Origin of the sequence: Pseudomonas sp. R1-7, from assembly GCF_051132105.1 — a bacterium.
In the GTDB taxonomy this organism is placed as follows: domain Bacteria; phylum Pseudomonadota; class Gammaproteobacteria; order Pseudomonadales; family Pseudomonadaceae; genus Aquipseudomonas.
The window spans coordinates 4,220,697-4,245,119 of the sequence record NZ_CP071661.1 but is presented as its reverse complement, the minus strand read 5'-3'; the positions used below and the strand labels follow the sequence as shown (position 1 = coordinate 4,245,119).

At 61.0% G+C, this 24,423-nt stretch carries 25 protein-coding genes; all 25 read left to right on the top strand.

Translation table 11 applies throughout. The features are described from left to right. Positions 1 to 22 precede the first annotated feature (22 nt). The 25 genes from J3P79_RS18895 to fliA all read left to right on the top strand — a co-directional run bounded on the left by J3P79_RS18895 (position 23) and on the right by fliA (position 24,414). A complete protein-coding gene (locus tag J3P79_RS18895; RefSeq protein ID WP_434604988.1) occupies positions 23 to 1,231 on the top strand; it encodes a sensor histidine kinase in 1,209 nt (402 codons plus the stop codon). A 5-nt stretch (positions 1,232 to 1,236) separates the two neighbouring features. Continuing rightward, positions 1,237 to 2,622: a sigma-54-dependent transcriptional regulator gene (locus J3P79_RS18890; protein ID WP_434604986.1), complete on the top strand. Its 1,386-nt coding sequence runs from the start codon at positions 1,237 to 1,239 to the stop codon at positions 2,620 to 2,622. 215 nt (positions 2,623 to 2,837) lie between these two features. Beyond that, the gene (gene fliE, locus J3P79_RS18885; protein ID WP_238961932.1) at positions 2,838 to 3,164 is read left to right on the top strand and encodes a flagellar hook-basal body complex protein FliE; all 327 of its coding nucleotides are present in this window, start codon (positions 2,838 to 2,840) and stop codon (positions 3,162 to 3,164) included. Between the two features lie 15 nt (positions 3,165 to 3,179). After that, complete coding sequence (gene fliF / locus J3P79_RS18880; protein WP_434604983.1) at positions 3,180 to 4,964, top strand: flagellar basal-body MS-ring/collar protein FliF; 1,785 nt, start codon at positions 3,180 to 3,182, stop codon at positions 4,962 to 4,964. After that, positions 4,957 to 5,976 (top strand): flagellar motor switch protein FliG, encoded by a 1,020-nt coding sequence (fliG, locus tag J3P79_RS18875; RefSeq protein ID WP_007958288.1) that lies wholly within the window; start codon positions 4,957 to 4,959, stop codon positions 5,974 to 5,976. The genes fliF and fliG overlap by 8 nt, the downstream gene beginning before the upstream one ends. 7 nt (positions 5,977 to 5,983) lie before the next feature. Next, complete coding sequence (gene fliH / locus J3P79_RS18870) at positions 5,984 to 6,814, top strand: flagellar assembly protein FliH (protein ID WP_434604981.1); 831 nt, start codon at positions 5,984 to 5,986, stop codon at positions 6,812 to 6,814. Next, on the top strand, positions 6,804 to 8,162 hold the full coding sequence (gene fliI, locus J3P79_RS18865) for a flagellar protein export ATPase FliI (RefSeq protein ID WP_039593088.1): 1,359 nt from the start codon (positions 6,804 to 6,806) through the stop codon (positions 8,160 to 8,162). Before fliH ends, fliI begins: the two co-directional genes overlap by 11 nt. Positions 8,163 to 8,168: 6 nt before the next feature. Continuing rightward, positions 8,169 to 8,618: a flagellar export protein FliJ gene (fliJ, locus tag J3P79_RS18860; protein WP_434604978.1), complete on the top strand. Its 450-nt coding sequence runs from the start codon at positions 8,169 to 8,171 to the stop codon at positions 8,616 to 8,618. 102 nt (positions 8,619 to 8,720) lie between these two features. Next, positions 8,721 to 9,026, top strand: coding sequence for an STAS domain-containing protein (locus tag J3P79_RS18855; RefSeq protein WP_258648063.1), 306 nt, complete (start codon positions 8,721 to 8,723; stop codon positions 9,024 to 9,026). Positions 9,027 to 9,031: 5 nt separating this feature from the next. Continuing rightward, entirely contained in the window at positions 9,032 to 10,738 is a 1,707-nt protein-coding gene (locus J3P79_RS18850; protein ID WP_434604975.1) for an ATP-binding SpoIIE family protein phosphatase, read from the top strand. Positions 10,739 to 10,769: 31 nt separating this feature from the next. Then, entirely contained in the window at positions 10,770 to 11,114 is a 345-nt protein-coding gene (locus J3P79_RS18845) for an Hpt domain-containing protein (protein ID WP_434604973.1), read from the top strand. Between the two features lie 86 nt (positions 11,115 to 11,200). After that, positions 11,201 to 12,571 (top strand): flagellar hook-length control protein FliK, encoded by a 1,371-nt coding sequence (locus tag J3P79_RS18840; RefSeq protein ID WP_434604971.1) that lies wholly within the window; start codon positions 11,201 to 11,203, stop codon positions 12,569 to 12,571. Positions 12,572 to 12,801: 230 nt separating this feature from the next. Then, positions 12,802 to 13,305, top strand: coding sequence for a flagellar basal body-associated protein FliL (gene fliL, locus J3P79_RS18835; protein ID WP_045155390.1), 504 nt, complete (start codon positions 12,802 to 12,804; stop codon positions 13,303 to 13,305). A 9-nt stretch (positions 13,306 to 13,314) separates the two neighbouring features. Beyond that, positions 13,315 to 14,283 carry a flagellar motor switch protein FliM gene (gene fliM, locus J3P79_RS18830; protein ID WP_003184019.1) on the top strand — a complete coding sequence of 323 codons (969 nt, stop codon included), beginning with the start codon at positions 13,315 to 13,317 and terminating at the stop codon, positions 14,281 to 14,283. 59 nt (positions 14,284 to 14,342) lie between these two features. Continuing rightward, positions 14,343 to 14,801, top strand: coding sequence for a flagellar motor switch protein FliN (gene fliN, locus J3P79_RS18825; RefSeq protein WP_434604969.1), 459 nt, complete (start codon positions 14,343 to 14,345; stop codon positions 14,799 to 14,801). Further along, positions 14,802 to 15,239, top strand: a complete 438-nt coding sequence (fliO, locus tag J3P79_RS18820) for a flagellar biosynthetic protein FliO (RefSeq protein ID WP_434604967.1) — start codon at positions 14,802 to 14,804, stop codon at positions 15,237 to 15,239. Further along, complete coding sequence (gene fliP, locus J3P79_RS18815) at positions 15,239 to 15,988, top strand: flagellar type III secretion system pore protein FliP (protein WP_039593081.1); 750 nt, start codon at positions 15,239 to 15,241, stop codon at positions 15,986 to 15,988. Before fliO ends, fliP begins: the two co-directional genes overlap by 1 nt. A 23-nt stretch (positions 15,989 to 16,011) precedes the next feature. Beyond that, entirely contained in the window at positions 16,012 to 16,281 is a 270-nt protein-coding gene (gene fliQ / locus J3P79_RS18810) for a flagellar biosynthesis protein FliQ (protein WP_024618176.1), read from the top strand. 10 nt (positions 16,282 to 16,291) lie between these two features. Further along, positions 16,292 to 17,068: a flagellar biosynthetic protein FliR gene (gene fliR / locus J3P79_RS18805; RefSeq protein ID WP_434611544.1), complete on the top strand. Its 777-nt coding sequence runs from the start codon at positions 16,292 to 16,294 to the stop codon at positions 17,066 to 17,068. A gap of 3 nt (positions 17,069 to 17,071) precedes the next feature. Continuing rightward, positions 17,072 to 18,208 (top strand): flagellar biosynthesis protein FlhB, encoded by a 1,137-nt coding sequence (gene flhB / locus J3P79_RS18800; RefSeq protein WP_434604964.1) that lies wholly within the window; start codon positions 17,072 to 17,074, stop codon positions 18,206 to 18,208. A 166-nt stretch (positions 18,209 to 18,374) separates the two neighbouring features. Beyond that, positions 18,375 to 19,115 carry a hypothetical protein gene (locus J3P79_RS18795; RefSeq protein ID WP_434604962.1) on the top strand — a complete coding sequence of 247 codons (741 nt, stop codon included), beginning with the start codon at positions 18,375 to 18,377 and terminating at the stop codon, positions 19,113 to 19,115. A gap of 123 nt (positions 19,116 to 19,238) precedes the next feature. Next, positions 19,239 to 21,368: a flagellar biosynthesis protein FlhA gene (flhA, locus tag J3P79_RS18790; protein ID WP_434604960.1), complete on the top strand. Its 2,130-nt coding sequence runs from the start codon at positions 19,239 to 19,241 to the stop codon at positions 21,366 to 21,368. A gap of 11 nt (positions 21,369 to 21,379) precedes the next feature. Further along, on the top strand, positions 21,380 to 22,729 hold the full coding sequence (gene flhF / locus J3P79_RS18785) for a flagellar biosynthesis protein FlhF (protein WP_434604958.1): 1,350 nt from the start codon (positions 21,380 to 21,382) through the stop codon (positions 22,727 to 22,729). 114 nt (positions 22,730 to 22,843) lie between these two features. Next, positions 22,844 to 23,674, top strand: a complete 831-nt coding sequence (gene fleN / locus J3P79_RS18780) for a flagellar synthesis regulator FleN (protein WP_003184001.1) — start codon at positions 22,844 to 22,846, stop codon at positions 23,672 to 23,674. Then, a complete protein-coding gene (fliA, locus tag J3P79_RS18775) occupies positions 23,671 to 24,414 on the top strand; it encodes an RNA polymerase sigma factor FliA (protein WP_014337177.1) in 744 nt (247 codons plus the stop codon). The genes fleN and fliA overlap by 4 nt, the downstream gene beginning before the upstream one ends. The last annotated feature ends 9 nt before the right edge of the window (positions 24,415 to 24,423 follow it).

The window sequence follows — 24,423 nt, the reverse complement described above, 5'->3', positions numbered from 1 at the left end:
GTCAGCCAAGCGAGAGAGCACGATGACCCAAGCCGCCCTGATGTCTCCTGTCCCCGAGCCGGGACACATGCCGTCCGCCGAACAGGCTAGCCGGCTTGGACTTGAACAGGCGTTTTCGCTGTTTAACCAGGTGTCCAGCCAGTTGACGGACTCCTACAGCCTGCTCGAAGCCCGGGTCACCGAGCTCAAGGGCGAGCTGGCGGTCGTGAGCGCCCAGCGCATGCAGGAACTGGCGGAAAAAGAACGCCTGGCCAATCGGCTGCAAAATCTCCTCGACCTATTGCCTGGCGGCGTCATTGTCATCGACGCCCACGGTTTCGTGCGTGAAGCCAACCCGGCGGCGTGCGAACTGCTTGGACTGCCGTTGGAAGGCCAGCTCTGGCGCCACGTCATCACGCGCTGCTTCGCTCCGCGAGAAGACGACGGTCACGAAGTCTCCCTGAAGGACGGTCGTCGCCTGTCCATCTCGACCCGTTCGCTGGACGCCGAGCCCGGGCAATTGGTACTTCTCAACGACCTGACTGAAACCCGTCATCTGCAAGATCAGCTAGCCCGCCACGAGCGTCTGTCTTCCCTCGGACGGATGGTGGCTTCGCTGGCCCATCAGATCCGTACGCCATTGTCCGCCGCCTTGCTGTACGCCAGTCATTTGACTGAGCAGCAGTTGCCCATGGAAACCCAGCAGCGCTTTGCGGGCCGCTTGAAAGAGCGTCTGCACGAGCTGGAGCACCAAGTGCGCGACATGCTGGTATTCGCCCGGGGCGAATTGCCGTTGACCGATCGCGTGACGCCCAAGGCATTGCTGCAGTCCTTGCAGGCCGCGGCGTTGACCCATGTGCAGGATCTGCCGATCCGCTGGCAGTGCGACAGCCATGCGGGCGAGATCCTCTGCAATCGCGACACGCTGGTGGGCGCGGTGTTGAACCTGATTGAAAATGCGATCCAGGCCAGCGCCGGTGGCGTCCGCTTGAAAGTCCACCTGTACACCCGTGGCAGCACGTTGCGCCTGTGCGTCAGCGACAATGGTAGCGGTATCGATCCAATCGTGTTGACCCGTCTGGGCGAACCGTTTTTCACCACCAAGACCACCGGGACGGGCCTCGGCCTGACCGTGGTCAAGGCCGTCGCCCGAGCCCATCAGGGAGAATTGCAGTTGCGCTCGCGACCGGGGCGCGGCACGTGTGCGCTGGTCATCCTGCCGCTGTTTTCCAGTGCGCCAGGGGTGGAGTGAAGGCAATGGCAATCAAGGTTTTGCTGGTAGAGGACGATCGCGCCCTGCGCGAGGCGCTCGCCGATACGCTGCTGTTGGCCGGGCATGATCATGCTGCCGTCGGTTCGGCGGAGGAGGCGTTGCAGGCTGTCGCTCGTGAGCCGTTCAGCCTGGTGGTCAGCGACGTCAATATGCCGGGCATGGATGGCCATCAATTGCTCGGTTTGCTGCGGGCGCGCCAGCCTCAGTTGCCGGTCCTGTTGATGACTGCCCACGGTGCGGTCGAGCGTGCGGTGGATGCCATGCGCCAAGGTGCGGCGGATTACCTGGTCAAGCCGTTCGAGCCTAAGGCGCTGCTTGACTTGGTGTCGCGCCATGCCCTGGGCAGTCTCGCCGCCGAAGGTGAGGGCCCGGTGGCCATCGAACCGGCCAGCGCGCAGCTGCTGGAGTTGGCGGCGCGGGTTGCTCGCAGTGATTCAACCGTTCTGATTTCCGGTGAATCCGGGACTGGCAAGGAAGTGCTGGCTCGGTATATCCATCAGCAGTCCCGGCGCGCCAGTGAACCGTTCATTGCCATCAACTGCGCGGCGATTCCCGACAACATGCTCGAGGCGACGTTGTTCGGCCATGAAAAAGGCTCGTTCACCGGCGCCATCGCGGCCCAGGCCGGAAAGTTTGAACAGGCAGACGGCGGCACTATCCTGCTGGACGAAATCTCCGAAATGCCACTGGGCCTGCAGGCCAAGCTGCTGCGGGTATTGCAGGAGCGAGAAGTGGAACGGGTCGGCGCACGCAAGCCCATCAGTCTCGATATCCGCGTGGTGGCGACAACCAACCGCGACCTGGCGGGCGAAGTGGCGGCGGGCCGTTTCCGAGAAGACCTGTATTACCGGCTTTCAGTTTTTCCGTTGGCCTGGCGTCCGTTACGCGAACGCACCGCCGATATCCTGCCGCTGGCCGAGCGTCTCTTGGCCAAGCACGTCAATAAAATGAAGCATGCCACGGCACGGCTGTCCGCCGATGCCCAGGCTTGCCTGATCGCTTATCCGTGGCCGGGCAACGTTCGGGAATTGGATAACGCCATTCAGCGAGCGCTCATCCTGCAGCAGGGCGGCTTGATCCAGCCCGAGGATTTCTGCCTGGCGGGTCCGGTGGCCTGCGCGCCTTTGCCGATTTTGCAGCCGGCGCCGACCGTGGTGCCGCCGATGGACGTGACGGAGTCGGCCGGTGCGTTGGAAGACGACCTGCGTCGACGCGAATTCCAAATGATCATCGACACCCTGCGCGCCGAGCGCGGCCGTCGAAAGGAAGCGGCCGAACGCCTTGGCATCAGCCCCCGGACACTGCGCTACAAGTTGGCCCAGATGCGTGATGCCGGGATGGATGTGGAGGCTTACCTTTTCGCCAGTTGAGCGGTGTGGGCTCGAATATCCCTGTGGGAGCGGGCTTGCCCGCGAAGGCGATCCGTCAGTCACCGTTGCATTGACTGATCCGCCGCCTTCGCGAGCAGGCCTGCTCCCACATGCATTTGTTTTGGCCGGTCATCGAGCTGGCACCCTTGTTGCTAACACCTATGTACCCGCCGAGTAAGTGTCAAAAAAATGCGGGCCGCCAGAGAGAATAGTCCATGAGCCAAGGTATTGAATTTAATCGATTGATGTTGGACATGCGGGCCATGCAAATGGACGCCATGGCCCAGCCGAAATCGGTCGCGGTGCCCCAAGTGGCCGGCAGCAGCTTTTCCGACATGCTCGGTCAGGCCGTCAATAAAGTGAACGATACCCAGCAGGCTTCGAACCAGTTGGCCAGTGCTTTCGAGATTGGCAAAAGTGGCGTCGACCTGACGGACGTAATGATCTCCTCGCAGAAAGCCAGTGTCTCGTTTCAGGCATTGACCCAGGTACGCAACAAACTGGTCCAAGCCTACCAAGACATCATGCAGATGCCGGTTTAAGGAAATTATTGAGTCATGGCAGAAGCAGCCGTTGATAACGTTCCAGCCAAGGCCACTCCGGTAGACGGCAAACCGCCGTTGTTCGGTCTGTCTTTCCTGGAAAACCTCTCCGAGATGACCATGCTGCGTCAGGTGGGCCTGTTGGTCGGCCTGGCTGCCAGTGTGGCGATTGGTTTCGCCGTCGTGTTGTGGTCCCAGCAGCCAGACTACCGTCCGTTGTACGGTAGCCTGGAAGGCATGGATGCCAAGCAAGTCATGGAGACCCTGGCTTCTGCCGACATTCCCTACACCGTTGAACCCAACTCTGGCGCCTTGCTGGTCAAGGCCGACGATGTGGCACGCGCGCGCCTCAAGCTTGCTGCCGCCGGCGTGACGCCGACCGATGGCAATATCGGTTTCGAGATTCTCGACAAGGAGCAGGGCCTGGGCACCAGCCAATTCATGGAAGCGACGCGTTATCGTCGCGGCCTTGAGGGCGAACTGGCGCGCACCATCTCCAGCCTCAACAACGTCAAGGCCGCCCGTGTGCACCTGGCGATTCCGAAAAGCTCGGTGTTCGTGCGCGATGAGCGCAAGCCGAGTGCTTCGGTACTGGTTGAACTGTATTCCGGCCGCTCCCTGGAGCCAGGCCAAGTCGTTGCCATTATCAACCTGGTGGCGACCAGCGTTCCCGAATTGAGCAAGTCGCAAATCACCGTGGTCGACCAGAAGGGCAACCTGCTGTCAGACCAGGCGGAAAACTCCGAATTGACCATGGCCGGCAAGCAATACGACTACAGCCGCCGCATGGAAGGCATGTTCACCCAGCGGGTGCATAACATCCTGCAACCTATCCTGGGCAACGGCCGCTACAAGGCTGAAGTCTCGGCAGATGTGGATTTCAGCGCGGTCGAATCGACGTCCGAGCAGTTCAATCCGGATCAGCCAGCGTTGCGCAGCGAGCAGTCGGTGAATGAACAGCGTACCGCCAGCAATGGTCCGCAAGGCGTGCCGGGTGCCCTGAGCAACCAGCCGCCATCGCCAGCCAGCGCGCCGCAAACCACCGGTGGCGCCACCGCCGCCGCGGGTATGGTGCAGCCCGGCCAGCCGCTGATCGATGCCAATGGCCAGCAGATCATGGACCCGGCCACCGGCCAGCCGATGCTGGCGCCATACCCGGCCGACAAGCGTCAACAATCCACCAAGAACTTCGAGCTCGACCGTTCCATCAGCCACACCAAGCAGCAGCAGGGCCGTTTGAATCGCCTGTCGGTCGCCGTGGTCGTGGACGATCAGGTCAAGGTCAACCCGGCCAACGGCGAAACCAGCCGTGCGCCGTGGAGCGCCGACGAATTGGCGCGCTTCACTCGCCTGGTACAGGACGCCGTCGGTTTCGACGCCAGCCGTGGCGACAGCGTCAGCGTAATCAACGTGCCGTTCTCCCTGGAGCGCGGTGAAGAAATCGCCGACATTCCGTTTTATTCGCAACCCTGGTTCTGGGATGTGGTCAAGCAAGTATTGGGTGTGCTGTTCATCCTGATACTGGTGTTCGGTGTGTTGCGTCCGGTGCTGAACAACATCACCGGTGGCGGCAAGAACAAGCAGTTGGCAGGCTTGGGCGATGTCGAGCTGGGAGGCATGGGCGGCCTGGATGGCGAATTGGCCAACGATCGCGTCAGCCTCGGCGGGCCGCAGAGCATCCTGCTGCCAAGCCCGAGCGAAGGCTACGACGCTCAGTTGAACGCCATCAAGAGTCTGGTGGCAGAAGATCCGGGTCGTGTGGCCCAGGTCGTGAAAGAGTGGATTAACGCAGATGAGTGATAATCGAGCCGCTGTTGCCAAATTGTCCCGGGTCGACAAAGCCGCGATCTTGCTGCTGTCCCTGGGTTCGACCGACGCTGCACAAGTGCTGCGTCACATGGGGCCCAAGGAGGTCCAGCGCGTCGGTGTGGCCATGGCGCAGATGGGCAACGTGCACCGCGAGCAGGTCGAGCAGGTCATGAGCGAGTTCGTCGACATCGTCGGCGACCAGACCAGCCTGGGCGTCGGTTCCGACGATTACGTGCGCAAGATGCTCACCCAGGCCCTGGGCGAGGACAAGGCCAACGGCTTGATCGACCGGATCCTGCTCGGTGGCAACACCAGTGGCCTGGACAGCCTCAAGTGGATGGAGCCGCGCGCGGTGGCCGACGTGATCCGTTACGAGCACCCCCAGATCCAGGCGATCGTGGTGGCGTATCTCGACCCGGACCAGGCCGGCGAAGTGCTGGGCAACTTCGACCACAAGGTTCGCCTCGATATCATCCTGCGCGTGTCGTCGTTGAACACCGTACAGCCGGCGGCCCTGAAAGAATTGAACCAGATCCTCGAGAAGCAGTTCTCGGGCAACTCCAATGCTTCGCGCACCACCTTGGGCGGTATCAAGCGCGCGGCGGACATCATGAACTTCCTCGACAGTTCGATCGAAGGTCAATTGATGGACTCGATCCGCGAAGTCGACGAAGACCTGTCCGGTCAGATCGAAGACCTCATGTTCGTGTTCAACAACCTGGCCGATGTCGACGATCGCGGCATCCAGGCACTGTTGCGCGAAGTGTCCTCCGATGTCCTGGTCCTGGCCCTCAAGGGTTCGGACGAAGGCGTCAAGGAGAAGATCTTCAAGAACATGTCCAAACGGGCGGCCGAACTGTTGCGCGACGACCTCGAGGCCAAGGGCCCGGTGCGCGTCAGCGACGTGGAAACCGCACAGAAGGAAATCCTCACCATCGCCCGCCGTATGGCCGAAGCCGGAGAAATCGTGCTCGGTGGCAAGGGCGGCGAAGAGATGATCTAAGGTCGTTATGTCTGCCAAGAGTGATGATGCACCCAGCGACCTGATCCGCGCCCGGGACGTCGGTGGTTTCGACGTCTGGTCGCTGCCCAGCTTCGACCCCTTTGTGCCCGAGCCCGAGCCGGAACCGGTGGAAGAACTGCCGGAGATGGAGGAAGTGCCGCTGGAGGAAGTCCAGCCACTGACCCTGGAGGAAGTCGAAAGCATTCGCCAGGAGGCCTACAACGAAGGCTTCGCCATTGGCGAAAAAGAAGGCTTCCACAGCACCGCGATCAAGGTCCGCCAGGAAGCCGACGTCGCGCTGACGGCGAAGCTGCGCGCATTGGAATCGCTGATGCTCAACCTGTTCGAGCCCATCGCCGAGCAGGACACTCAGATCGAAAAGTCATTGGTCGGATTGGTGCAGCACATCACCCGCCAGGTGATCCAGCGCGAGCTGGCCATCGATTCGAGCCAGATCGAACACGTCATGCGCGAAGCCCTCAAGCTTCTGCCGCTGGGCGTGGGCAACGTGCGGTTGTACATCAACCCGCAGGACTTCGAGCTGGTCAAGGCCTTGCGCGAGCGCCACGAGGAAACCTGGCGCATCGTCGAGGATGAATCCCTGCTGCCGGGCGGTTGCCGCGTAGAAACCGAGCACAGTCGCATCGACGCGACCATCGAGACACGCATCAGCCAGATCATGGCAAAACTTTTTGACCAACTGCACGAACAGGCCCTGCATCCGGCCCCGGCCGACCTGAGCCTGGATTTGCCGGACGAACCCAAGGCCGCCGTCATCGTCGATCCGGATAGTGCCGAGCCGCTTGTCCCTGCGATGGACGGCCACGATGCGCCTTGAACGAACCAGCTTCGGCAAGCGCCTGGGCAGCTACGCCGAGGCCACCGAACTGGCCGGGCAGCCGATCCTGGAAGGTCGTCTGTTGCGCATGGTCGGCCTGACGCTCGAGGCGGAAGGCTTGCGTGCCGCCATGGGCAGCCGTTGCCTGGTGATCAACGATGACAGCTATCACCCGGTGCAGGTCGAAGCCGAGGTCATGGGTTTCTCCGGCAGCAAAGTATTCCTGATGCCGGTGGGCAGTGTCGCCGGCATCGCCCCGGGTGCCCGCGTCGTGCCGCTGGCCGACACCGGCCGCCTGCCCATGGGCATGAGCATGCTTGGCCGCGTCCTGGACGGCGCCGGGCGGGCCCTGGACGGCAAGGGCGGGATGAAGGCCGAGGATTGGGTGCCGATGGACGGCCCGACGATCAACCCGCTCAAGCGGGACCCCATCAGCGTACCGCTGGACGTGGGCATTCGTTGCATCAACGGTTTGTTGACGGTAGGACGTGGCCAGCGCCTGGGCCTGTTCGCCGGTACCGGCGTGGGCAAGAGTGTGTTGCTGGGCATGATGACCCGCTTTACCGAAGCCGACATCATCGTGGTGGGCTTGATCGGCGAGCGGGGTCGCGAGGTGAAGGAATTCATCGAGCACATCCTCGGTGAAGAAGGGCTCAAGCGTTCCGTCGTCGTGGCTTCGCCGGCGGACGACGCGCCGCTGATGCGCCTGCGTGCCGCCATGTACTGCACGCGCATCGCTGAATATTTTCGTGACAAGGGCAAAAACGTCCTGTTGCTGATGGACTCGCTGACCCGTTTCGCCCAAGCCCAGCGGGAAATCGCCCTGGCCATTGGCGAGCCGCCGGCCACCAAGGGTTATCCACCTTCCGTCTTCGCCAAGCTGCCAAAACTGGTGGAGCGTGCCGGTAACGCGGAGAAGGGCGGTGGCTCCATCACTGCGTTCTATACCGTGCTGTCCGAGGGCGACGACCAGCAAGATCCGATCGCCGACTCGGCCCGTGGCGTGCTCGACGGCCATATCGTTCTGTCCCGGCGCCTGGCGGAGGAAGGGCATTACCCGGCCATCGACATCGAAGCGTCGATCAGCCGGGTCATGCCGTCAGTCATCAGCGCCGAGCACATGAAGCGTGCGCAACAGTTCAAGCAGTACTGGTCCCGTTATCAGCAGAGCCGTGACCTGATCAGCGTAGGTGCCTATGTACCTGGCGGCGATCGTGAGACCGACACGGCCATCAGCCTCTATCCGTCCATGGCGGTGTATCTGCGCCAGGCGCTCAACGACAGCATCGGCATGGGCGCCAGCGAAGCGCACCTGCAAACCATTTTCGCCCCTGTCTCCGGCACGTAACCGATCATGGCCACGAGTCGTGCGGCGCGCCTGGCGCCAGTGGTGGACATGGCGGAAAAGGCCGAGAAGACCGCCGTCCAGCGGCTGGCGTATTTCCAGGGCCAAGTGGCGGTTGCCGAGAGCAAGTTGGCGGATCTCGAGAATTTCAGGCTCGAATACCAGGAGCAGTGGATCGCCCGTGGCAGCCACGGGGTTTCCGGTCAGTGGCTGTTGGGTTACCAAGGGTTCCTGGCACAGTTGGGCACCGCCATCGACCAACAGCGTCAGAGCCTGGTCTGGCATCAGAACAATCTGGAAAAAGCTCGCCAGAGTTGGCAGGAAGCGTTTGCTCGCGTCGAAGGGTTGCGCAAGCTTGTACAGCGTTACATCGACGAGGCGCGGCAATTGGAGGATAGGCGCGAGCAGAAACTGCTGGATGAATTGTCCCAGCGCCTGCCGCGCCAGGATCCGTATTGATAGAGGCGGTGGAGTTTTGTCGGGTAGGTGATTTCAAACCTTGCTCAGACCTCTACCAAGTGCTAAACCTTGTACACGTATGTCCACGACAAGGAAGTGAATATGTCTGTCGTTACCGAAGTGTCTCCTGATGGGCAAAAACTGACGATCTCGATCAAGGGTCGCTTCGATTTTGGCCGCCACCAGGAGTTTCGTGAGTCCTATGAAAAGCTCAATACGAAACCCGAGTCGATCGTGGTGGATTTGAAAGAAGCCACGTACCTCGACAGCTCCGCCTTGGGCATGCTCCTGCTGTTGCGTGATCATGCCGGCGGCGACGAGTCGGATATCCGCGTCGTCAACAGCAGCAGCGACGTCAAGAAAATCCTCGCGATTTCCAATTTCGACAAGCTGTTCGATATCAGTTGATAGCCATGCAATCGTCACCGGAGCCGCTGACGATCCTGATTGCCGAAGACAGTGCCGCTGACCGACTGCTGTTGTCGACCATTGTCCGTCGCCAGGGGCATCAGGTGCTCACGGCGGCCGATGGTGCCGAGGCGGTCGAGGTCTATTCGCAGCAGCGTCCGCACCTTGTGCTGATGGACGCGATGATGCCCGTCATGGACGGCTTCGAAGCGGCCCAGAAGATCAAGCAATTGGCCGGGGACCAGTTGGTCCCGATCATTTTTCTCACCTCATTGACCGAAAGCGAAGGGCTGGCCCGTTGCCTGGAAGCTGGGGGCGATGATTTCCTGGCCAAACCCTATAACCAAGTCATCCTGGCTGCGAAAATCAAGGCCATGGACCGCTTGCGTCGATTGCAGGCGACGGTGGTGGAGCAGCGCGACCTGATCGCCCGGCACCACCACTATCTGCTCAACGAGCAGCGCGTCGCCAAGGCTGTGTTCGACAAGATTGCCCACTCTGGTTGCCTGAGCGCGCCAAACATCCGTTACCTGCAGTCGCCCTATGCCTTGTTCAATGGCGACTTGCTGCTGGCCGCGTTCAACCCAGCCGGCGATATGCATATCCTGCTCGGCGATTTCACCGGGCACGGCTTGCCGGCGGCGGTCGGGGCGATGCCGCTGGCAGAGGTGTTCTACGGGATGACGGCCAAGGGCTACGGCCTGGCGCAAATCCTGCGGGAGATGAATGCCAAGCTCAAGCGCATCCTGCCGGTAGACATGTTCTGTTGCGCGACGCTGCTGAGCATGAGTTTCCAGCGCTGCACCGTGGAAGTCTGGAACGGCGGCATGCCCGACGGCTATCTGCACGACAGCCTTAGCGGTATCCGTACGCCGTTGCCGGCGCAGCATTTGCCGCTGGGTGTGCTGACGCCCCAGTTGTTCGACGATCGCACCGAAGTCCACCCGCTGTCGGTTGGCGATCGGGTGTTCCTGTTGTCCGATGGGGTGATCGAGACCAGCGATCGAGACGATCAGCCGTTTGGCGTGGAGCGCTTGCAGCAAGTGTTCTCGGCCAACCGCGAACCTGACCGTCTTTTCGAGGACATCCAGCAGGCCCTGCTGGATTTTCGCGGCGAGGCCCGTGACGACTTCAGCATGGTCGAGGTGCGGTTGGTCGCGCCGACGCAACTCAACCCGCCCCCACCGGTCTATTCCGATAGCGGCCAGTCCAGCCCGCTGGATTGGTCGGTGAGCTTCGAGTTTCGTGCCCAGACGCTCAAGCGTTTCAATCCGATGCCGTACCTGCTGCAATTATTGTTGGAGGTGCATGGGCTGAGGGCGCAAAGCGGAGCGTTGTACAATGTGTTGTCGGAGCTTTATTCCAACGCCCTGGAACACGGGGTGCTGGGGCTCGATTCAAGCCTGAAGCGTGATGCGACGGGTTTTGCCCGTTATTACCAAGAGCGCAATGTGCGCCTGGACGAGCTGGGTGACGGTCACGTGCGGGTGCATCTGCACGTCACGCCTCAGGGCGATGGTGGCCGGCTGGTCATCGAAGTCGAAGACAGCGGCAAGGGCTTTGATGTCGCCAAGGTGCTGGCGCGGCCGCTGGAGCGGGACCGATTGTCAGGGCGCGGCGTAAGCCTGGTGCGCCAACTCTGCCATCAGGCCTCCTGGTCCGACGATGGTCGCAGTGCGCGCGTGGAGTTTTTCTGGGAGGCTCTGTCATAATCGGGGCCATTCTTGATCAGGGAGCGAACAAGTGAGCGAAATTCATCTGGATCTCGACGTGCTCAGCACGTTGAAGGAAGTCATGGAGGACGGGTATCCGGAACTGCTGGATACTTTTCTCAAGGATTCCGAAGCACGTCTTCGTGTGTTGCATGAGGAGACGGATGCCGAAATGCTGAGCGCCACTGCCCATAGTTTCAAGGGTAGCAGCAGCAATATGGGCGCCATCCGCCTCGCCGAGCTGTGCGGTGAGCTGGAGCAGCGTGCCAGGGAGCCTTCGTTGCGCGGTATCGAGAGCCTGGTCAACGAAATCGATAGTGAGTTCGCACACGTGCGTGCCCTTTGCCGGGAGGAGCGCGAGAGCTTTCACTGCTGAAAATCTTGCCGCTCGGCGCGTTGGCCCGCCCCTTGCATGGTCCTGTCCGACTGCATCTATGATTCCAGTGCAGCGGAGACCATTTTATGCCCGTTACGCCAAATACACTGCTCCAGGCCGCTGCCCAGGCCAAGCCGCAGGCCGCCGTCAATCCACTGGCAGCAGGCCCGGACGCCGGGAATAAAGCCTCCAGCTTTGCGCTGGTCTTCGCCAAGCAGGCGCCCGTCAAATCACCGACGGTGCCTGAGCCCCCGGCAAAACCGATGCGCGACAAGTCGTCCGATAACACCATCAAGAAGGACCCCGACAGTGACACGGCTGCCGCTCCGGAGCCGGCGGTTGCCGATAGCGGCAAACCCTTGCCCGCCGACAAGCCGGCTGCTGCTGATGGCAAGACGGCGGACGATGCCGCTGGCGATACCCCTGAAACGCCTGTTGCGGACGCCACGCCTGTGGATCCGACGCTCGACCCAGCGTTGTTACCAGGCGCAGTGGTTACTGAGGTCGTCGCCGAGGTACTGCCGGCCCCTGTGGCCATCGCGACCGAGGCTCAAGTGACCGCGACGGTAGCGGCTCCCGTTGTTCCGAGCGTGGGTGCCAATGCCTCGGCGCCCGTGACTGATCCAGAGTTCGACCCGCAGGCCGATCCGCTCGATGCATTGCCGGCGTTGCGGTTGGCGATGGAGCAGAGCGGTCATGTATCCGCTTCCAGCCAGGCGCAGCCCAAGGCCGCAGCGCCGGCGTCCCTTGATGGCGAGCCGACCTCGGCCCAGACGTTTGCTGCCGGCATGGCGAGTATGCTCAACGTGCAAGCCGACCAGGACAGCACCGGCGCCGGCAGTGAGGGTGGCGATAAGGCCTTCAGCGGCCTCATCAGCGAAGGCCTCAAGGACCTGACGGCCGCCTCCAGCGATACCCGAGTCGACGACTTTGCCAATCGCCTGGCGGCACTGACCCAGGCCGCCACGCCGAAAACCGCCAACGCAGTACCGGTCAACCAGCCCATCGCCATGAACCAGGGCGGCTGGACCGAGGAAGTGGTCAATCGGGTGATGTACCTGTCGAGCGCCAATCTCAAGGCGGCCGATATCCAGTTGCAACCGGCCGAACTCGGGCGCCTGGATATCCGGGTGAACATGATTCCAGACCAACAGACCCAGGTCACCTTCATGAGCGCCCACTCAGGCGTGCGCGAAGCCCTCGAAGGCCAGATGCATCGGCTGCGCGACAGCTTCGCCCAGCAGGGCATGGGGCAGGTCGATGTTAACGTCTCGGATCAATCCCGCGGCTCGCAGAATCAGGATCAGCAAGCCCAGCAGCAGGCCCAGGCTGGACGCACCACATCCTCCGGCGGGCGAGTGGATTCGGTGGATGAAGAGCTGCCGGCCAGCGCTGCCGAAGTGGCGGTTGGCACCACCAGCGTCATTGGCACCAGCGCAGTCGACTTCTACGCCTGATTCAACGCAACAAACCCTGTGGGAGCGGGCTTGCTCACGAAGGCGGTGTATCAGTCAGCATTAATCTGACTGACGCACCGCCTTCGTGAGGAGGCCCGCTCCCACACTGGTTTCTGCGGTCCTGAAGATTGCGTCAGCTCGCTATTCCAGGCACAGACACTTCTGGCATAACACTTGCTCCAGCCTAGCCATGCAACAGTGAACCCCCCGATTAGTGACGGATTATTGGCATGGCGAAGAGCGAAGCAGCAGCTGTAAAAGACCCCGCAACCAAAGGCAAACTCAAGATGATCATCCTGATCGTGGTGGGCTTGCTCCTGGCCGTGGGTGTTTCCGTCGGGGCGACCTGGTATTTCATGCACAGCGCCCAAAGCAAGCCGGCGGAGGTGGTGGAAGCCGCCCCGGTGGGCAAGCAACCCGCGATTTTCGAACCCATGGCCCCGGCCTTTGTTGCCAATTACACCGTGAACGGTCGTCAACGCTACATGCAGGTGAGCATCACCTTGCAGGGCCGCAATCAAGCCGACCTGGAAGCGTTGCGCGTGCACATGCCGCTGATTCGCAATAATCTGGTCATGCTTTTTTCCGGACAGAGTTTCGACACCCTGGCCACTCCGGTCGGTCAGGAAATGCTGCGTCAGAAAGCCACGGCCAGCGTGCAGGAAGTGGCCCAGAAAGAACTCGGCAAAGTGGTGATCGAACAGTTGCTCTTCACTAACTTCGTATTGCAGTAGGAACACGACATGGCCGTGCAGGACTTGTTGTCCCAGGACGAAATCGACGCGCTGTTGCATGGCGTCGACGACGGCCTGGTGCAGACCGAAAACGCTGCTGAACCGGGCAGCGTCAAAAGCTACGACCTGACCAGCCAGGATCGCATCGTTCGCGGACGCATGCCGACCCTGGAAATGATCAACGAGCGTTTTGCCCGATACACCCGCATCAGCATGTTCAACATGCTGCGCCGCTCGGCCGATGTGGCCGTCGGTGGCGTGCAGGTGATGAAGTTCGGCGAGTACGTGCACTCGCTGTACGTACCCACCAGCCTCAACCTGGTGAAGATCAAGCCGCTGCGCGGCACGGCGCTGTTCATCCTCGATGCCAAGCTGGTGTTCAAGTTGGTGGACAACTTCTTCGGTGGCGACGGTCGTCACGCCAAGATCGAAGGTCGCGAATTCACACCGACCGAGCTACGTGTCGTGCGCATGGTGCTGGAGCAAGCCTTCGTGGATCTGAAGGAAGCCTGGCAGGCGATCATGGAAGTGAACTTCGAGTACATCAACTCGGAAGTGAACCCGGCGATGGCCAACATCGTCGGCCCGAGCGAAGCCATTGTCGTCTCGACGTTCCATATCGAGCTGGACGGTGGCGGCGGCGACCTGCACGTGACCATGCCGTATTCGATGATTGAGCCGGTGCGTGAAATGCTCGACGCTGGTTTCCAGTCGGACCTCGACGACCAGGACGAACGCTGGATCAACGCCTTGCGCCAGGACGTGCTGGATGTCGACGTGCCGATCGGTGCGACAGTCGCCCGGCGCCAGTTGCGACTGCGGGACATCCTGCACATGCAGCCAGGGGACATCATCCCTGTCGAAATGCCGGAAGACATGATCATGCGCGCCAATGGCGTGCCGGCGTTCAAGGTCAAGATGGGCTCTCACAAGGGCAACCTGGCGTTGCAGGTGATCGAGCCGATCGAACGCCGCTGAGCGGTGTCAACTTCTTAAGTTTTCGTTTTTAACTGATTTTTGCCCGCCGAGGAAACATGATGGCTGACGATATGAATACCCAGGATGACCAGGCGCTGGCCGATGAATGGGCTGCGGCCCTGGAAGAAACCGGTGATGCCGGGCAGGCCGACATCGATGCCTTGCTGGCGGCCGACACTGGCAACCACGCTTCCAGCCGTCTGCAAATGGAAGAGTTCGGCAGCGTGCCGAAAAGCAACGAACAAGTGACCCTCGATGGCCCCAACCTCGACGTGATCCTCGACATCCCGGTGTCGATTTCCATGGAGGTTGGCAGCACTGACATCAACATCCGCAACCTGCTGCAGCTTAACCAGGGCTCGGTGATCGAGCTGGATCGCCTGGCCGGTGAACCGCTGGATGTGCTGGTCAACGGCACCTTGATCGCCCATGGCGAAGTGGTGGTGGTCAACGAGAAGTTCGGCATTCGCCTGACGGACGTGATCAGCCCGAGCGAACGCATCAAGAAGCTGCGCTGAATGAAAGGCTTTCTCGCCGCAGCCGTGATGCTGCCGTTCAGCGTGTTGGCGGCCGAGCCGGTAGCCACTGCGGCCGTTGCGCCGGCGAGTGGCAGCGGCATGGCTGGGCAGTTGGCGCAACTGGTGCTGGGCCTGCTGGTGGTGCTCGGGTTGATTTTCTTCCTGGCGTGGATGCTGCGACGCGTGCAACAGGCCGGCCCTGCCGGTAAAGGGCAGGTCATCGACATCGTCGGTTCCCGTGCGCTGGGCCCACGGGATCGGCTGGTGCTGGTGCAGGTCGGCAACGAGCAGATCCTGCTTGGCCTGAGCCCTGGCAGCATCACTGCATTGCATGTCCTCAAGGAGCCAGTGCAGGTGCCCACCACCGAGCAGGCCACGCCCGAGTTTGCCCAACGGCTCATGGAACTGCTGGGAAAAGACCAAAAGGATAAAAAGTAATGCCGTTGCGCATTCTGTTGGCGTTGGCCCTGATGCTGGCCGCGCCGCTGGCGTTCTCCGCCGACCCGCTGTCGATCCCCGCGATTACCTTGGGCACCAACGCCGAAGGCGCGCAGGAATACTCGGTCAGCTTGCAGATCCTGCTGATCATGACCGCGCTGAGTTTCATCCCGGCGTTCGTCATGCTGATGACCAGTTTCACCCGGATCATCATCGTCTTCTCGATCCTGCGCCAGGCCCTCGGCCTGCAACAGACGCCCTCGAACCAGATCCTCACCGGCATGGCGCTGTTCCTGACCCTGTTCATCATGGCGCCAGTGTTCGACCGGGTGAATCAGGATGCGCTGCAACCCTATCTGGCGGAAACCCTCAGTGCCCAGGATGCGGTGGCAAGGGCCCAGGTGCCGATCAAGGATTTCATGCTCGCCCAGACTCGCAGCAGCGACCTGGAGTTGTTCATGCGCCTGTCCAAGCGCACCGACATCGCCAGCCCTGACCAGGCGCCGCTAACCATCCTGGTACCGGCGTTCGTGACCTCCGAACTCAAGACCGCGTTCCAGATCGGCTTCATGATTTTCATCCCGTTCCTGATCATCGACCTGGTGGTCGCCAGTATCCTCATGGCCATGGGTATGATGATGCTGTCGCCGCTGATCATTTCCTTGCCGTTCAAGATCATGTTGTTCGTGCTGGTGGATGGCTGGGCGTTGATCATTGGCACCCTGGCGGGCAGTTTCGGCGGTGTTTAGACCACTTGCGCGGGTAGCACGATATGACGCCTGAAGTAGCGGTAGACCTGTTCCGCGAGGCCCTCTGGCTGACCACCGTGATGGTTGCCATCCTGGTGATCCCGAGCTTGCTGGTGGGCTTGCTGGTGGCGATGTTCCAGGCCGCCACTCAGATCAACGAACAGACGCTGAGCTTCCTGCCGCGCCTGCTGGTGATGCTGGTGACGCTGATTGTCGCCGGTCCCTGGCTGGTGCAAACCTTCATGGAATACATCCTGCAGTTGTACGGCAGTATTCCGCAATTGATCGGTTGACCTGATGTCGATGCTCGCGCTGACGGACACCCAGATCAGTACTTGGGTGGCGTCGTTTATCCTGCCGTTGTTTCGTGTCACCGCCGTGCTGATGAGCATGCCGGTGTTTGGCACGACCTTGGTGCCGGGGCGTGTGCGTTTGTACTTGGCTGTGGCGATCACTGTGGTCATCGCTCCCGGTCTGCCGCCGATGCCGCCGGTCAACGCCCTTGACCTCAGTGCGCTGATGTTGGTGGCCGAGCAGATCCTCATCGGCGTCTTGCTGGGCTTTTCGCTGCAGTTGTTTTTCCAGGCGTTCGTGGTGGCCGGGCAGATCATTTCGATCCAGATGGGCATGGCGTTCGCCTCCATGATCGATCCCACTAACGGCGTCAACACTGCTGTCATTGGGCAATTCCTGACGATGTTGGTGACGTTGCTGTTCCTTGCCATGAACGGGCATCTGGTGGTGTTCGAGGTCTTGACCGAGAGCTTCACGACGATGCCGGTGGGTAGCGCGATGCTGGTCAATCATTTCTGGGACATTGCCGGCAAGCTCGGCTGGGTCCTTGGCGCGGCAATGTTGCTGGTGTTGCCGGCGATCACGGCGCTGCTGGTCGTCAACATCGCTTTCGGCGTGATGACCCGGGCGGCACCGCAGTTGAACATTTTCTCCATCGGCTTCCCGCTGACCCTGGTGTTGGGCATGGTGATTTTCTGGGTCAGCCTCGGGGACATCCTCAACCAGTACCAGCCGCTGGCCACCCAGGCCTTGCAGTTGTTACGCGACATGGCACAGGCGCGCTAAACCATGGCCGAGAGCGAAAGCGGTCAGGACAAGACAGAAGACCCCACGGAGAAGCGCAAGAAAGAATCCAGGGAAAAGGGGGAAATTGCGCGCTCCAAGGAGCTCAATACCCTGGCGATCATGTTGGCCGGTGCCGGTGGCTTGCTGATTTATGGCGGTGGGCTGGCGTTGGATCTGCTGGAAATCATGCGCCTGAATTTTTCGCTGCCACGGGAAGTGCTGTTATCCCCCGGTACCATGGCGCAACATCTGCTGCATTCGGGCAAGATCGCGCTTCTGTCGATGCAGCCCATCCTGATTTTTTTATTGCTCGCTGCTTTTATCGGTCCGATTTCCCTTGGTGGATGGCTATTCGCCGCCGGTAGCCTAGCGCCCAAGTTCAGCCGGATGAACCCGGCCGCTGGCATCAAGCGCATGTTTTCCACAACTGCGTTGATGGAGCTGCTCAAAGCCTTCGGGAAATTTCTCCTGGTGCTGTTTGTTGCCTTGATGGTGCTGCAAGCCGATATCGACGACCTGCTGCGCATCGCCCACGAACCGTTGGAACAAGCCATTATCCACAGCGTTCAACTGGTGGGTTGGAGCACGTTGTGGATGGCTTGCGGCTTGATTCTCATCGCCGCCATCGACGTGCCGATCCAGCTCTACCAGAGCAAGCAGAAATTGATGATGACCAAGCAGGAAGTGCGCGATGAGTACAAGGACTCGGAGGGCAAGCCGGAGGTCAAGCAGCGGATCCGCCAGTTGCAGCGCGAGGTCTCCCAGCGGCGGATGATGGCGGCGATTCCCGACGCCGACGTGGTTATTACCAACCCAACCCATTATGCCGTTGCGCTCAAGTACGATCCCGACAAAGGCAACGCCCCGGTTCTTTTGGCCAAGGGCAGCGATTTCCTGGCGTTGAAGATCCGCGAGATCGCCGTCGCCAACGAAGTGATGCTGCTCGAATCCCCGGCCTTGGCGCGGTCGATTTATTACTCCACGGAGCTCGACCAGGAAATCCCCGGAGGCCTGTACTTGGCCGTGGCCCAGGTGCTGGCCTACGTCTACCAGATCCGCCAGCACCGCGCGGGCAAGGGCAAGCGTCCGGAGCCGCTCAAGGACCTGCCGATCCCGCCGGATCTGCGGCGCGATTCCTGAGTCGACCGATTGTCGCAAGAATCGGCGCTGGACTGTTGTGGCGACAGTATCTTACTGCGTTGGGTCGTTCCGTCTCTACTGTCAGGACTGTCAGGACTGACAGTAGACGGCAGCGTTCTCTGTCCCTGTAATGGGTTCTCGACCAATCATCACAAGAGACCATGACATGACTAAGCCCCCGTGCCCGCGTCCGCCACCGCTCCCGCTCTCGCTCCAGAATCGTGAGGGCAAGGACCGCCCGATTAAAAATCTAAGGGGCATGGCGCTGGAATTCGTGGCGGGGACGGTTAAACGCAGTCCGGATAGAAAGAGCATCAACTGTCAGTTCACGTTCGACATGGTGCTGGAATTCAAGAACTTCAAGGAAGCGGCCAATAGTTGGTTGCCTGATTATCTAGACCATGAGGAAAATGCCATCCGGCCTGAACTGCTTGGCTTGGCCTATCACAATTCATTCAATTATCTTGCTGGTCAAGCTGGCCGTATCAATAGCAGCGAAGCCTTGTTCAAGCTGTTTGACAATCCTCGAGACTATATCAGTGAGTGGTGGGGGAGCGCCCTGAAGTGGTGTTATCGCCTACCGGATTTTCAGATCGTTGAAGGCAAATTGCGGATCTTCGCGGGCACGTACTTTGAGAAGTGGGATGGATCGAATATCTCGATCGCTGAGCTTCCGCTCATTCCCTTTGAATGGGCACTCAACGTAATGGAGGGCCACGAAAAAAAATCGTCCGACAAGCCTTCGTCCGACTCCGTGGCGCCAGGTTCAGTGGTTACGTTCATGTACATGAGCGAGGACAAGGTTCTAGTCGATGGCTCGTTAATGTTCAGGGGAACGCGGTACGTCAGGGCCTGGGAGTTGGGTTCGGAGGACATTACGCCGGAGCAAATACTGATAGCGCAATGATCGCCCGATGCGTCGAGCGGCTATGAATGCGTGCTGTTGAGAAAGTTGGAAAGCTTCTTGCAATACCCCGTCTGCGCCCCTTCCGGGCGTCAAAAGTTTGCTTCACAGGAACGGGGAATATTGGTGGATCGCTCTCAGTTACTCAGCACCGCGCGCAGCAACGTAGCAGACCTCAGCCGGGGTAATGTGGGCGTGCCGCTGTTGCTGCTGGTCATGCTCGCCATGATGATGTTGCCGGTGCCGCCGTTCCTGCTGGACGTGTTCTTCACGTTCAACCTCGCCCTGTCGATCGTGGTGCTGCTGGTGTGCGTATATGCCTTGCGCCCACTGGATTTCGCCGTCTTCCCGACCATCTTGCTGGTGGCGACGCTGTTGCGCCTGGCGCTGAACGTGGCATCCACCCGGGTGGTGATGATTCATGGCCACGAGGGCCACGCCGCCGCCGGTAAGGTGATCCAGGCCTTCGGTGAGGTGGTGATCGGCGGCAATTACGTGGTCGGTATCGTGGTCTTCGCGATTTTGATGATCATCAACTTCGTCGTGGTGACCAAGGGCGCCGGGCGGATTTCCGAAGTGAGCGCGCGTTTCACCCTCGATGCGATGCCCGGCAAGCAGATGGCGATCGACGCCGACCTCAACGCTGGCCTGATCGACCAGGGCCAAGCCAAGACCCGTCGCCTGGAAGTCGCCCAGGAAGCCGAGTTCTACGGGTCCATGGACGGTGCCAGTAAATTTGTCCGCGGCGACGCCATCGCCGGCCTGCTGATTCTCTTCATCAACCTGATTGGCGGCATGGCCGTCGGTATCTTCCAACACGGCATGACCTTCGGCGACGCCGGCAAGGTCTACGCCTTGCTGACCATTGGTGACGGTTTGGTGGCGCAATTGCCATCACTGTTGTTATCCACAGCGGCGGCAATCATGGTGACGCGTGCTTCGGGCTCCGAAGACATGGGCAAGCAGATCAACCGTCAGATGTTCGCCTCGCCCAAGGCCCTTGCCGTGGCGGCCGGCCTGATGGCGGTGATGGGCCTGGTGCCGGGGATGCCCCACTTTTCTTTCCTGAGCATGGCGGCCTTGGCCGCAGGTGGCGCCTACCTGTTCTGGAAAAAACAGAATGTGCAGAAGGTCCAGGCGCTGGAAGAGGTCAAGCGTCAGCAGGAGCTGCTGCCGTCGCCGGCCCGCGCCATGGAAACCAAGGAGCTGGGCTGGGATGACGTAACCCCGATCGACATGATCGGCCTGGAAGTCGGCTATCGCCTGATTCCCTTGGTCGACCGCAACCAGGGTGGTCAATTGCTGGCGCGGATCAAGGGCGTGCGCAAGAAGCTGTCCCAGGACTTGGGCTTCCTGATGCCCACCGTTCATATCCGCGATAACCTCGACCTGGCACCGAGCGCCTATCGCTTGACGCTCATGGGCGTGATCCTGGCCGAAGCCGAGATCTACCCGGACCGCGAGCTGGCGATCAACCCCGGGCAGGTCTACGGTTCGCTCAATGGCATTACCGCCAAGGATCCGGCTTTCGGCCTGGAAGCGGTGTGGATCGAAATCAGCCAGCGGGCCCAGGCGCAGTCCCTCGGTTATACCGTGGTGGACGCCAGCACGGTCGTGGCGACCCACTTGAACCAGATTCTTTACAAGCATTCCAGCGAGCTGATTGGTCACGAAGAAGTCCAGCAATTGCTGCAAGTACTGGCCAAGGGCTCGCCGAAGCTGGCCGAAGAGCTGGTGCCGGGTGTGGTTTCGCTGTCGCAATTGCTCAAGGTATTGCAGGCGCTGCTGGCCGAACAGGTTCCGGTGCGCGATATCCGCAGCATTGCCGAAGCGATCGCCAACAACGCTTCGAAGAGTCAAGATACCGCCGCTCTGGTGGCTGCGGTGCGGGTTGGCGTATCCCGCGCAATCGTCCAAAGCATTGTAGGCACTGAGTCTGAGCTGCCTGTGATCACTCTGGAGCCAAGGTTGGAACAGATATTGCTCAATAGTCTGCAGAAGGCAGGACAAGGCTCGGAAGAGGGTGTTCTGCTGGAGCCAAGCATGGCCGAGAAGCTGCAGCGTTCGCTGATCGACGCAGCCCAGCGGCAAGAGATGCAAGGCCAGCCAGTGATCCTGCTGGTGGCCGGTCCGATTCGAGCGATGCTCTCGCGATTCGGGCGCCTCGCGGTCCCGGGGCTGCATGTGCTGGCGTACCAGGAAATACCGGACAACAAGCAAGTGACCATCGTTGCGACAGTAGGGCCCAACGGCTGAGGTAGTGGTTTATGCAAGTGAAGCGTTTTTTCGCCGCCGATATGCGTCAGGCCATGAAACTGGTTCGTGACGAGCTGGGCGCTGAAGCAGCCATCATCGGCAACCGTCGTATCGCCGGCGGTGTCGAGCTGACGGCGGCCCTGGATTACAAATTGTCGGCGCTGGCCCCGCGCGTTCCAAACATGGAACTCGAGGACGAGCTGCGCAAGACCCAGTCGCGCATCGCCAGCGCCCAGGCCGAGCTGAGCCTGCGCGCCAGCGAAGGCACGGGCAGCGCGGGCACCAATCGTCAATTGTTCGCCGGCCAGCCCTTGACCGCAGGCCTGCCGCTGACCGCTGCCGAACCGCTGATCGAGCCGACGCCGGCCGAGCCGCGTCGTCCGGCACCCGCGCCAGCCGCCCCGGCCCCAGGCGTTGATCCGCGTGCCCTGGACTCGATGCGCTTCGAACTCAACAGCCTGCGCGAGTTGATGGAAGTCCAGCTCGGTTCGCTGGCCTGGAACCAACTGCAAGGCAGCCGTCCGGCCCAGGCCAACCTGTGGCGTCGCCTGCAACGCATTGGCTTGTCCGGCCCGTTGGCGCGCGACCTGCTGGCCCTGATCAACGACATCGACGAGCCTCGCCAGGCCTGGCGCATGTTGCTGGCTCACCTGGCGCGGATGATCGCCACGCCGGAAATCGAGCCACTGGAGGAGGGCGGAGTGATTGCCATGGTCGGCCCGGCCGGCATGGGCAAGACCACGACCCTGGCCAAGCTCGCGGCCCGTTATGTACTCAAGTACGGCGCCCAGAGCATCGCCCTGGTGAGCATGGACAGTTTCCGCATCGGCGCCCAGGAGCAACTCAAGACCCTGGGTCGGATCCTCAACGTGTCGGTGACCCATGTGGATCCGGGTCAATCCCTGGCCCAGGCGCTGGAGCCGCTGATGCGCAAACGCGTCGTGCTGATCGACACCGCCGGCCTGCAAGCCAGCGATCCGGCCCTGCGCATGCAGCTGGAAAGCCTGGCCGGGCGTGGCATCAAGTCAAAAAATTATCTCGTGTTGGCAACCACCAGCCAGAAACAGGTTCTAACCGCCGCATACCACAGCTACAAACGCTGCGGGCTGGCCGGCTGCATCCTGACTAAGCTGGACGAAACGGCAAGCCTGGGCGAGGTGTTGAGCCTGGCGATCGGTCATGAACTACCGGTGGCCTACCTGACCGACGGGCCGCGGATCCCGGATGATTTGCATCTGCCGCGCCGTCATCAACTGGTCAGTCGTGCCGTGAGTGTGCAAATGCAGGAAGAACCCAGCGAAGAAGCCATGGCTGATATGTTCGCTGACATCTACCACAGCCCGACCAAGCAGGTTGGCTGAGGTAATCATGAATATTTTTTGTACCTACATCGATGGTCTGCCATGCATTGTTCCGAGTGAACGCGCAGCCAGTAATGTGGCCTCCGTCTAAGTAAGACAAGGTAAAGAACGAACATGGGCAGCATGCATCCCGTACAGGTGATCGCGGTGACCGGCGGCAAAGGTGGCGTCGGGAAGACTAACGTGTCAGTGAACTTGTCCCTGGCTCTGGCAGAGCTTGGCCGACGGGTCATGCTGCTGGACGCCGACCTGGGCCTGGCGAACGTCGACGTGCTGCTGGGGCTCACACCCAAGCGCACGCTGGCGGACGTGATTGAAGGGCGCTGTGAGTTGCGCGACGTGCTGTTGCAGGGCCCCGGCGGGATTCGCATCGTGCCGGCCGCCTCCGGCACCCAGAGCATGGTGCACCTGACGCCTGCGCAGCACGCCGGCCTGATCCAGGCGTTCAGCGACATCGGTGACAACCTCGATGTGCTGGTGATCGACACGGCTGCCGGTATCGGTGACTCGGTGGTCAGTTTTGTCCGCGCCGCCCAGGAAGTCTTGCTGGTGGTCTGCGACGAACCGACGTCGATCACCGACGCCTACGCCCTGATCAAACTGCTTAACCGCGACTATGGCATGAACCGCTTCCGCGTCCTGGCCAACATGGCCCAGAGCCCACAGGAAGGACGCAACCTGTTCGCCAAGTTGACAAAGGTCACGGACCGCTTCCTGGACGTCGCCCTACAATACGTCGGCGCAGTGCCTTACGACGAAAGTGTACGCAAGGCGGTCCAGAAGCAACGTGCCGTTTATGAAGCTTTTCCACGTTCCAAATGCGCGCTGGCGTTCAAGGCGATCGCCCAGAAAGTCGATACCTGGCCTCTGCCGGCCAACCCACGCGGGCATCTGGAATTTTTCGTCGAGCGTCTCGTGCAACAAACAGCAGGGCCCGTGTTATGACAGCCAGCGGTTACAACCATCTCTACAAAAAATCGGCACGGGACGCCCAGTACGAGTTGATCGAGCGTTACGCGCCCCTGGTCAAGCGCATCGCCTATCACTTGCTGGCGCGCTTGCCGGCCAGTGTGCAGGTCGAGGACTTGATCCAGGCGGGCATGATCGGCCTGCTCGAAGTGTCGAACAAATACGACGCGAGCAAGGGCGCCAGCTTCGAGACATACGCCGGTATCCGCATCCGCGGGGCGATGCTCGATGAAGTCCGCAAGGGCGACTGGGCGCCGCGTTCGGTGCATCGCAATACGCGCATGGTCAGTGATGCGATTCGCGCGATTGAAGCGAAAACCGGACGAGACGCTAAAGATCACGAAGTTGCAGCCGAACTCCAGTTGAGTCTCGATGATTATTACGGGATTTTGAACGATACCTTGGGCAGTCGCCTGTTCAGTTTCGACGACCTGTTGCAGGACGGCGAGCACGAAGGGCTGCACGAGGATAACGCGAGTGCTCACATGGAGCCGTCGCGTGACCTGGAAGATGAGCGTTTCCAGAGCGCGCTGGCGGATGCGATCGCCAATTTGCCGGAGCGTGAGCGACTGGTCTTGGCGCTGTACTACGACGAAGAGCTGAACCTCAAGGAAATCGGTGAGGTCCTGGGGGTCAGCGAATCGCGGGTCAGCCAGTTACACAGCCAGTGCGCGGCCCGCTTGCGGGGGCGTTTGGGGGAGTGGCGAGCGCGCTGACGAGCAGTG

Excerpts from the sequence above, each read along its gene's own strand:
- flhB (WP_434604964.1), top strand. The coding sequence starts at position 17,072 with ATGGCCGAGAGCGAAAGCGGTCAGGACAAGACAGAAGACCCCACGGAG.
- fliN (WP_434604969.1), top strand. The coding sequence starts at position 14,343 with ATGGCTGACGATATGAATACCCAGGATGACCAGGCGCTGGCCGATGAA.
- flhF (WP_434604958.1), top strand. The coding sequence starts at position 21,380 with ATGCAAGTGAAGCGTTTTTTCGCCGCCGATATGCGTCAGGCCATGAAA.
- fliQ (WP_024618176.1), top strand. The coding sequence starts at position 16,012 with ATGACGCCTGAAGTAGCGGTAGACCTGTTCCGCGAGGCCCTCTGGCTG.
- J3P79_RS18895 (WP_434604988.1), top strand. The coding sequence starts at position 23 with ATGACCCAAGCCGCCCTGATGTCTCCTGTCCCCGAGCCGGGACACATG.
- J3P79_RS18890 (WP_434604986.1), top strand. The coding sequence starts at position 1,237 with ATGGCAATCAAGGTTTTGCTGGTAGAGGACGATCGCGCCCTGCGCGAG.
- fliG (WP_007958288.1), top strand. The coding sequence starts at position 4,957 with ATGAGTGATAATCGAGCCGCTGTTGCCAAATTGTCCCGGGTCGACAAA.
- fliL (WP_045155390.1), top strand. The coding sequence starts at position 12,802 with ATGGCGAAGAGCGAAGCAGCAGCTGTAAAAGACCCCGCAACCAAAGGC.
- fliA (WP_014337177.1), top strand. The coding sequence starts at position 23,671 with ATGACAGCCAGCGGTTACAACCATCTCTACAAAAAATCGGCACGGGAC.
- fliF (WP_434604983.1), top strand. The coding sequence starts at position 3,180 with ATGGCAGAAGCAGCCGTTGATAACGTTCCAGCCAAGGCCACTCCGGTA.
- J3P79_RS18795 (WP_434604962.1), top strand. The coding sequence starts at position 18,375 with ATGACTAAGCCCCCGTGCCCGCGTCCGCCACCGCTCCCGCTCTCGCTC.
- J3P79_RS18855 (WP_258648063.1), top strand. The coding sequence starts at position 8,721 with ATGTCTGTCGTTACCGAAGTGTCTCCTGATGGGCAAAAACTGACGATC.
- fliP (WP_039593081.1), top strand. The coding sequence starts at position 15,239 with ATGCCGTTGCGCATTCTGTTGGCGTTGGCCCTGATGCTGGCCGCGCCG.
- J3P79_RS18850 (WP_434604975.1), top strand. The coding sequence starts at position 9,032 with ATGCAATCGTCACCGGAGCCGCTGACGATCCTGATTGCCGAAGACAGT.
- fleN (WP_003184001.1), top strand. The coding sequence starts at position 22,844 with ATGGGCAGCATGCATCCCGTACAGGTGATCGCGGTGACCGGCGGCAAA.
- fliE (WP_238961932.1), top strand. The coding sequence starts at position 2,838 with ATGAGCCAAGGTATTGAATTTAATCGATTGATGTTGGACATGCGGGCC.
- J3P79_RS18840 (WP_434604971.1), top strand. The coding sequence starts at position 11,201 with ATGCCCGTTACGCCAAATACACTGCTCCAGGCCGCTGCCCAGGCCAAG.
- fliJ (WP_434604978.1), top strand. The coding sequence starts at position 8,169 with ATGGCCACGAGTCGTGCGGCGCGCCTGGCGCCAGTGGTGGACATGGCG.
- fliI (WP_039593088.1), top strand. The coding sequence starts at position 6,804 with ATGCGCCTTGAACGAACCAGCTTCGGCAAGCGCCTGGGCAGCTACGCC.
- fliH (WP_434604981.1), top strand. The coding sequence starts at position 5,984 with ATGTCTGCCAAGAGTGATGATGCACCCAGCGACCTGATCCGCGCCCGG.
- fliO (WP_434604967.1), top strand. The coding sequence starts at position 14,802 with ATGAAAGGCTTTCTCGCCGCAGCCGTGATGCTGCCGTTCAGCGTGTTG.
- fliR (WP_434611544.1), top strand. The coding sequence starts at position 16,292 with ATGCTCGCGCTGACGGACACCCAGATCAGTACTTGGGTGGCGTCGTTT.
- fliM (WP_003184019.1), top strand. The coding sequence starts at position 13,315 with ATGGCCGTGCAGGACTTGTTGTCCCAGGACGAAATCGACGCGCTGTTG.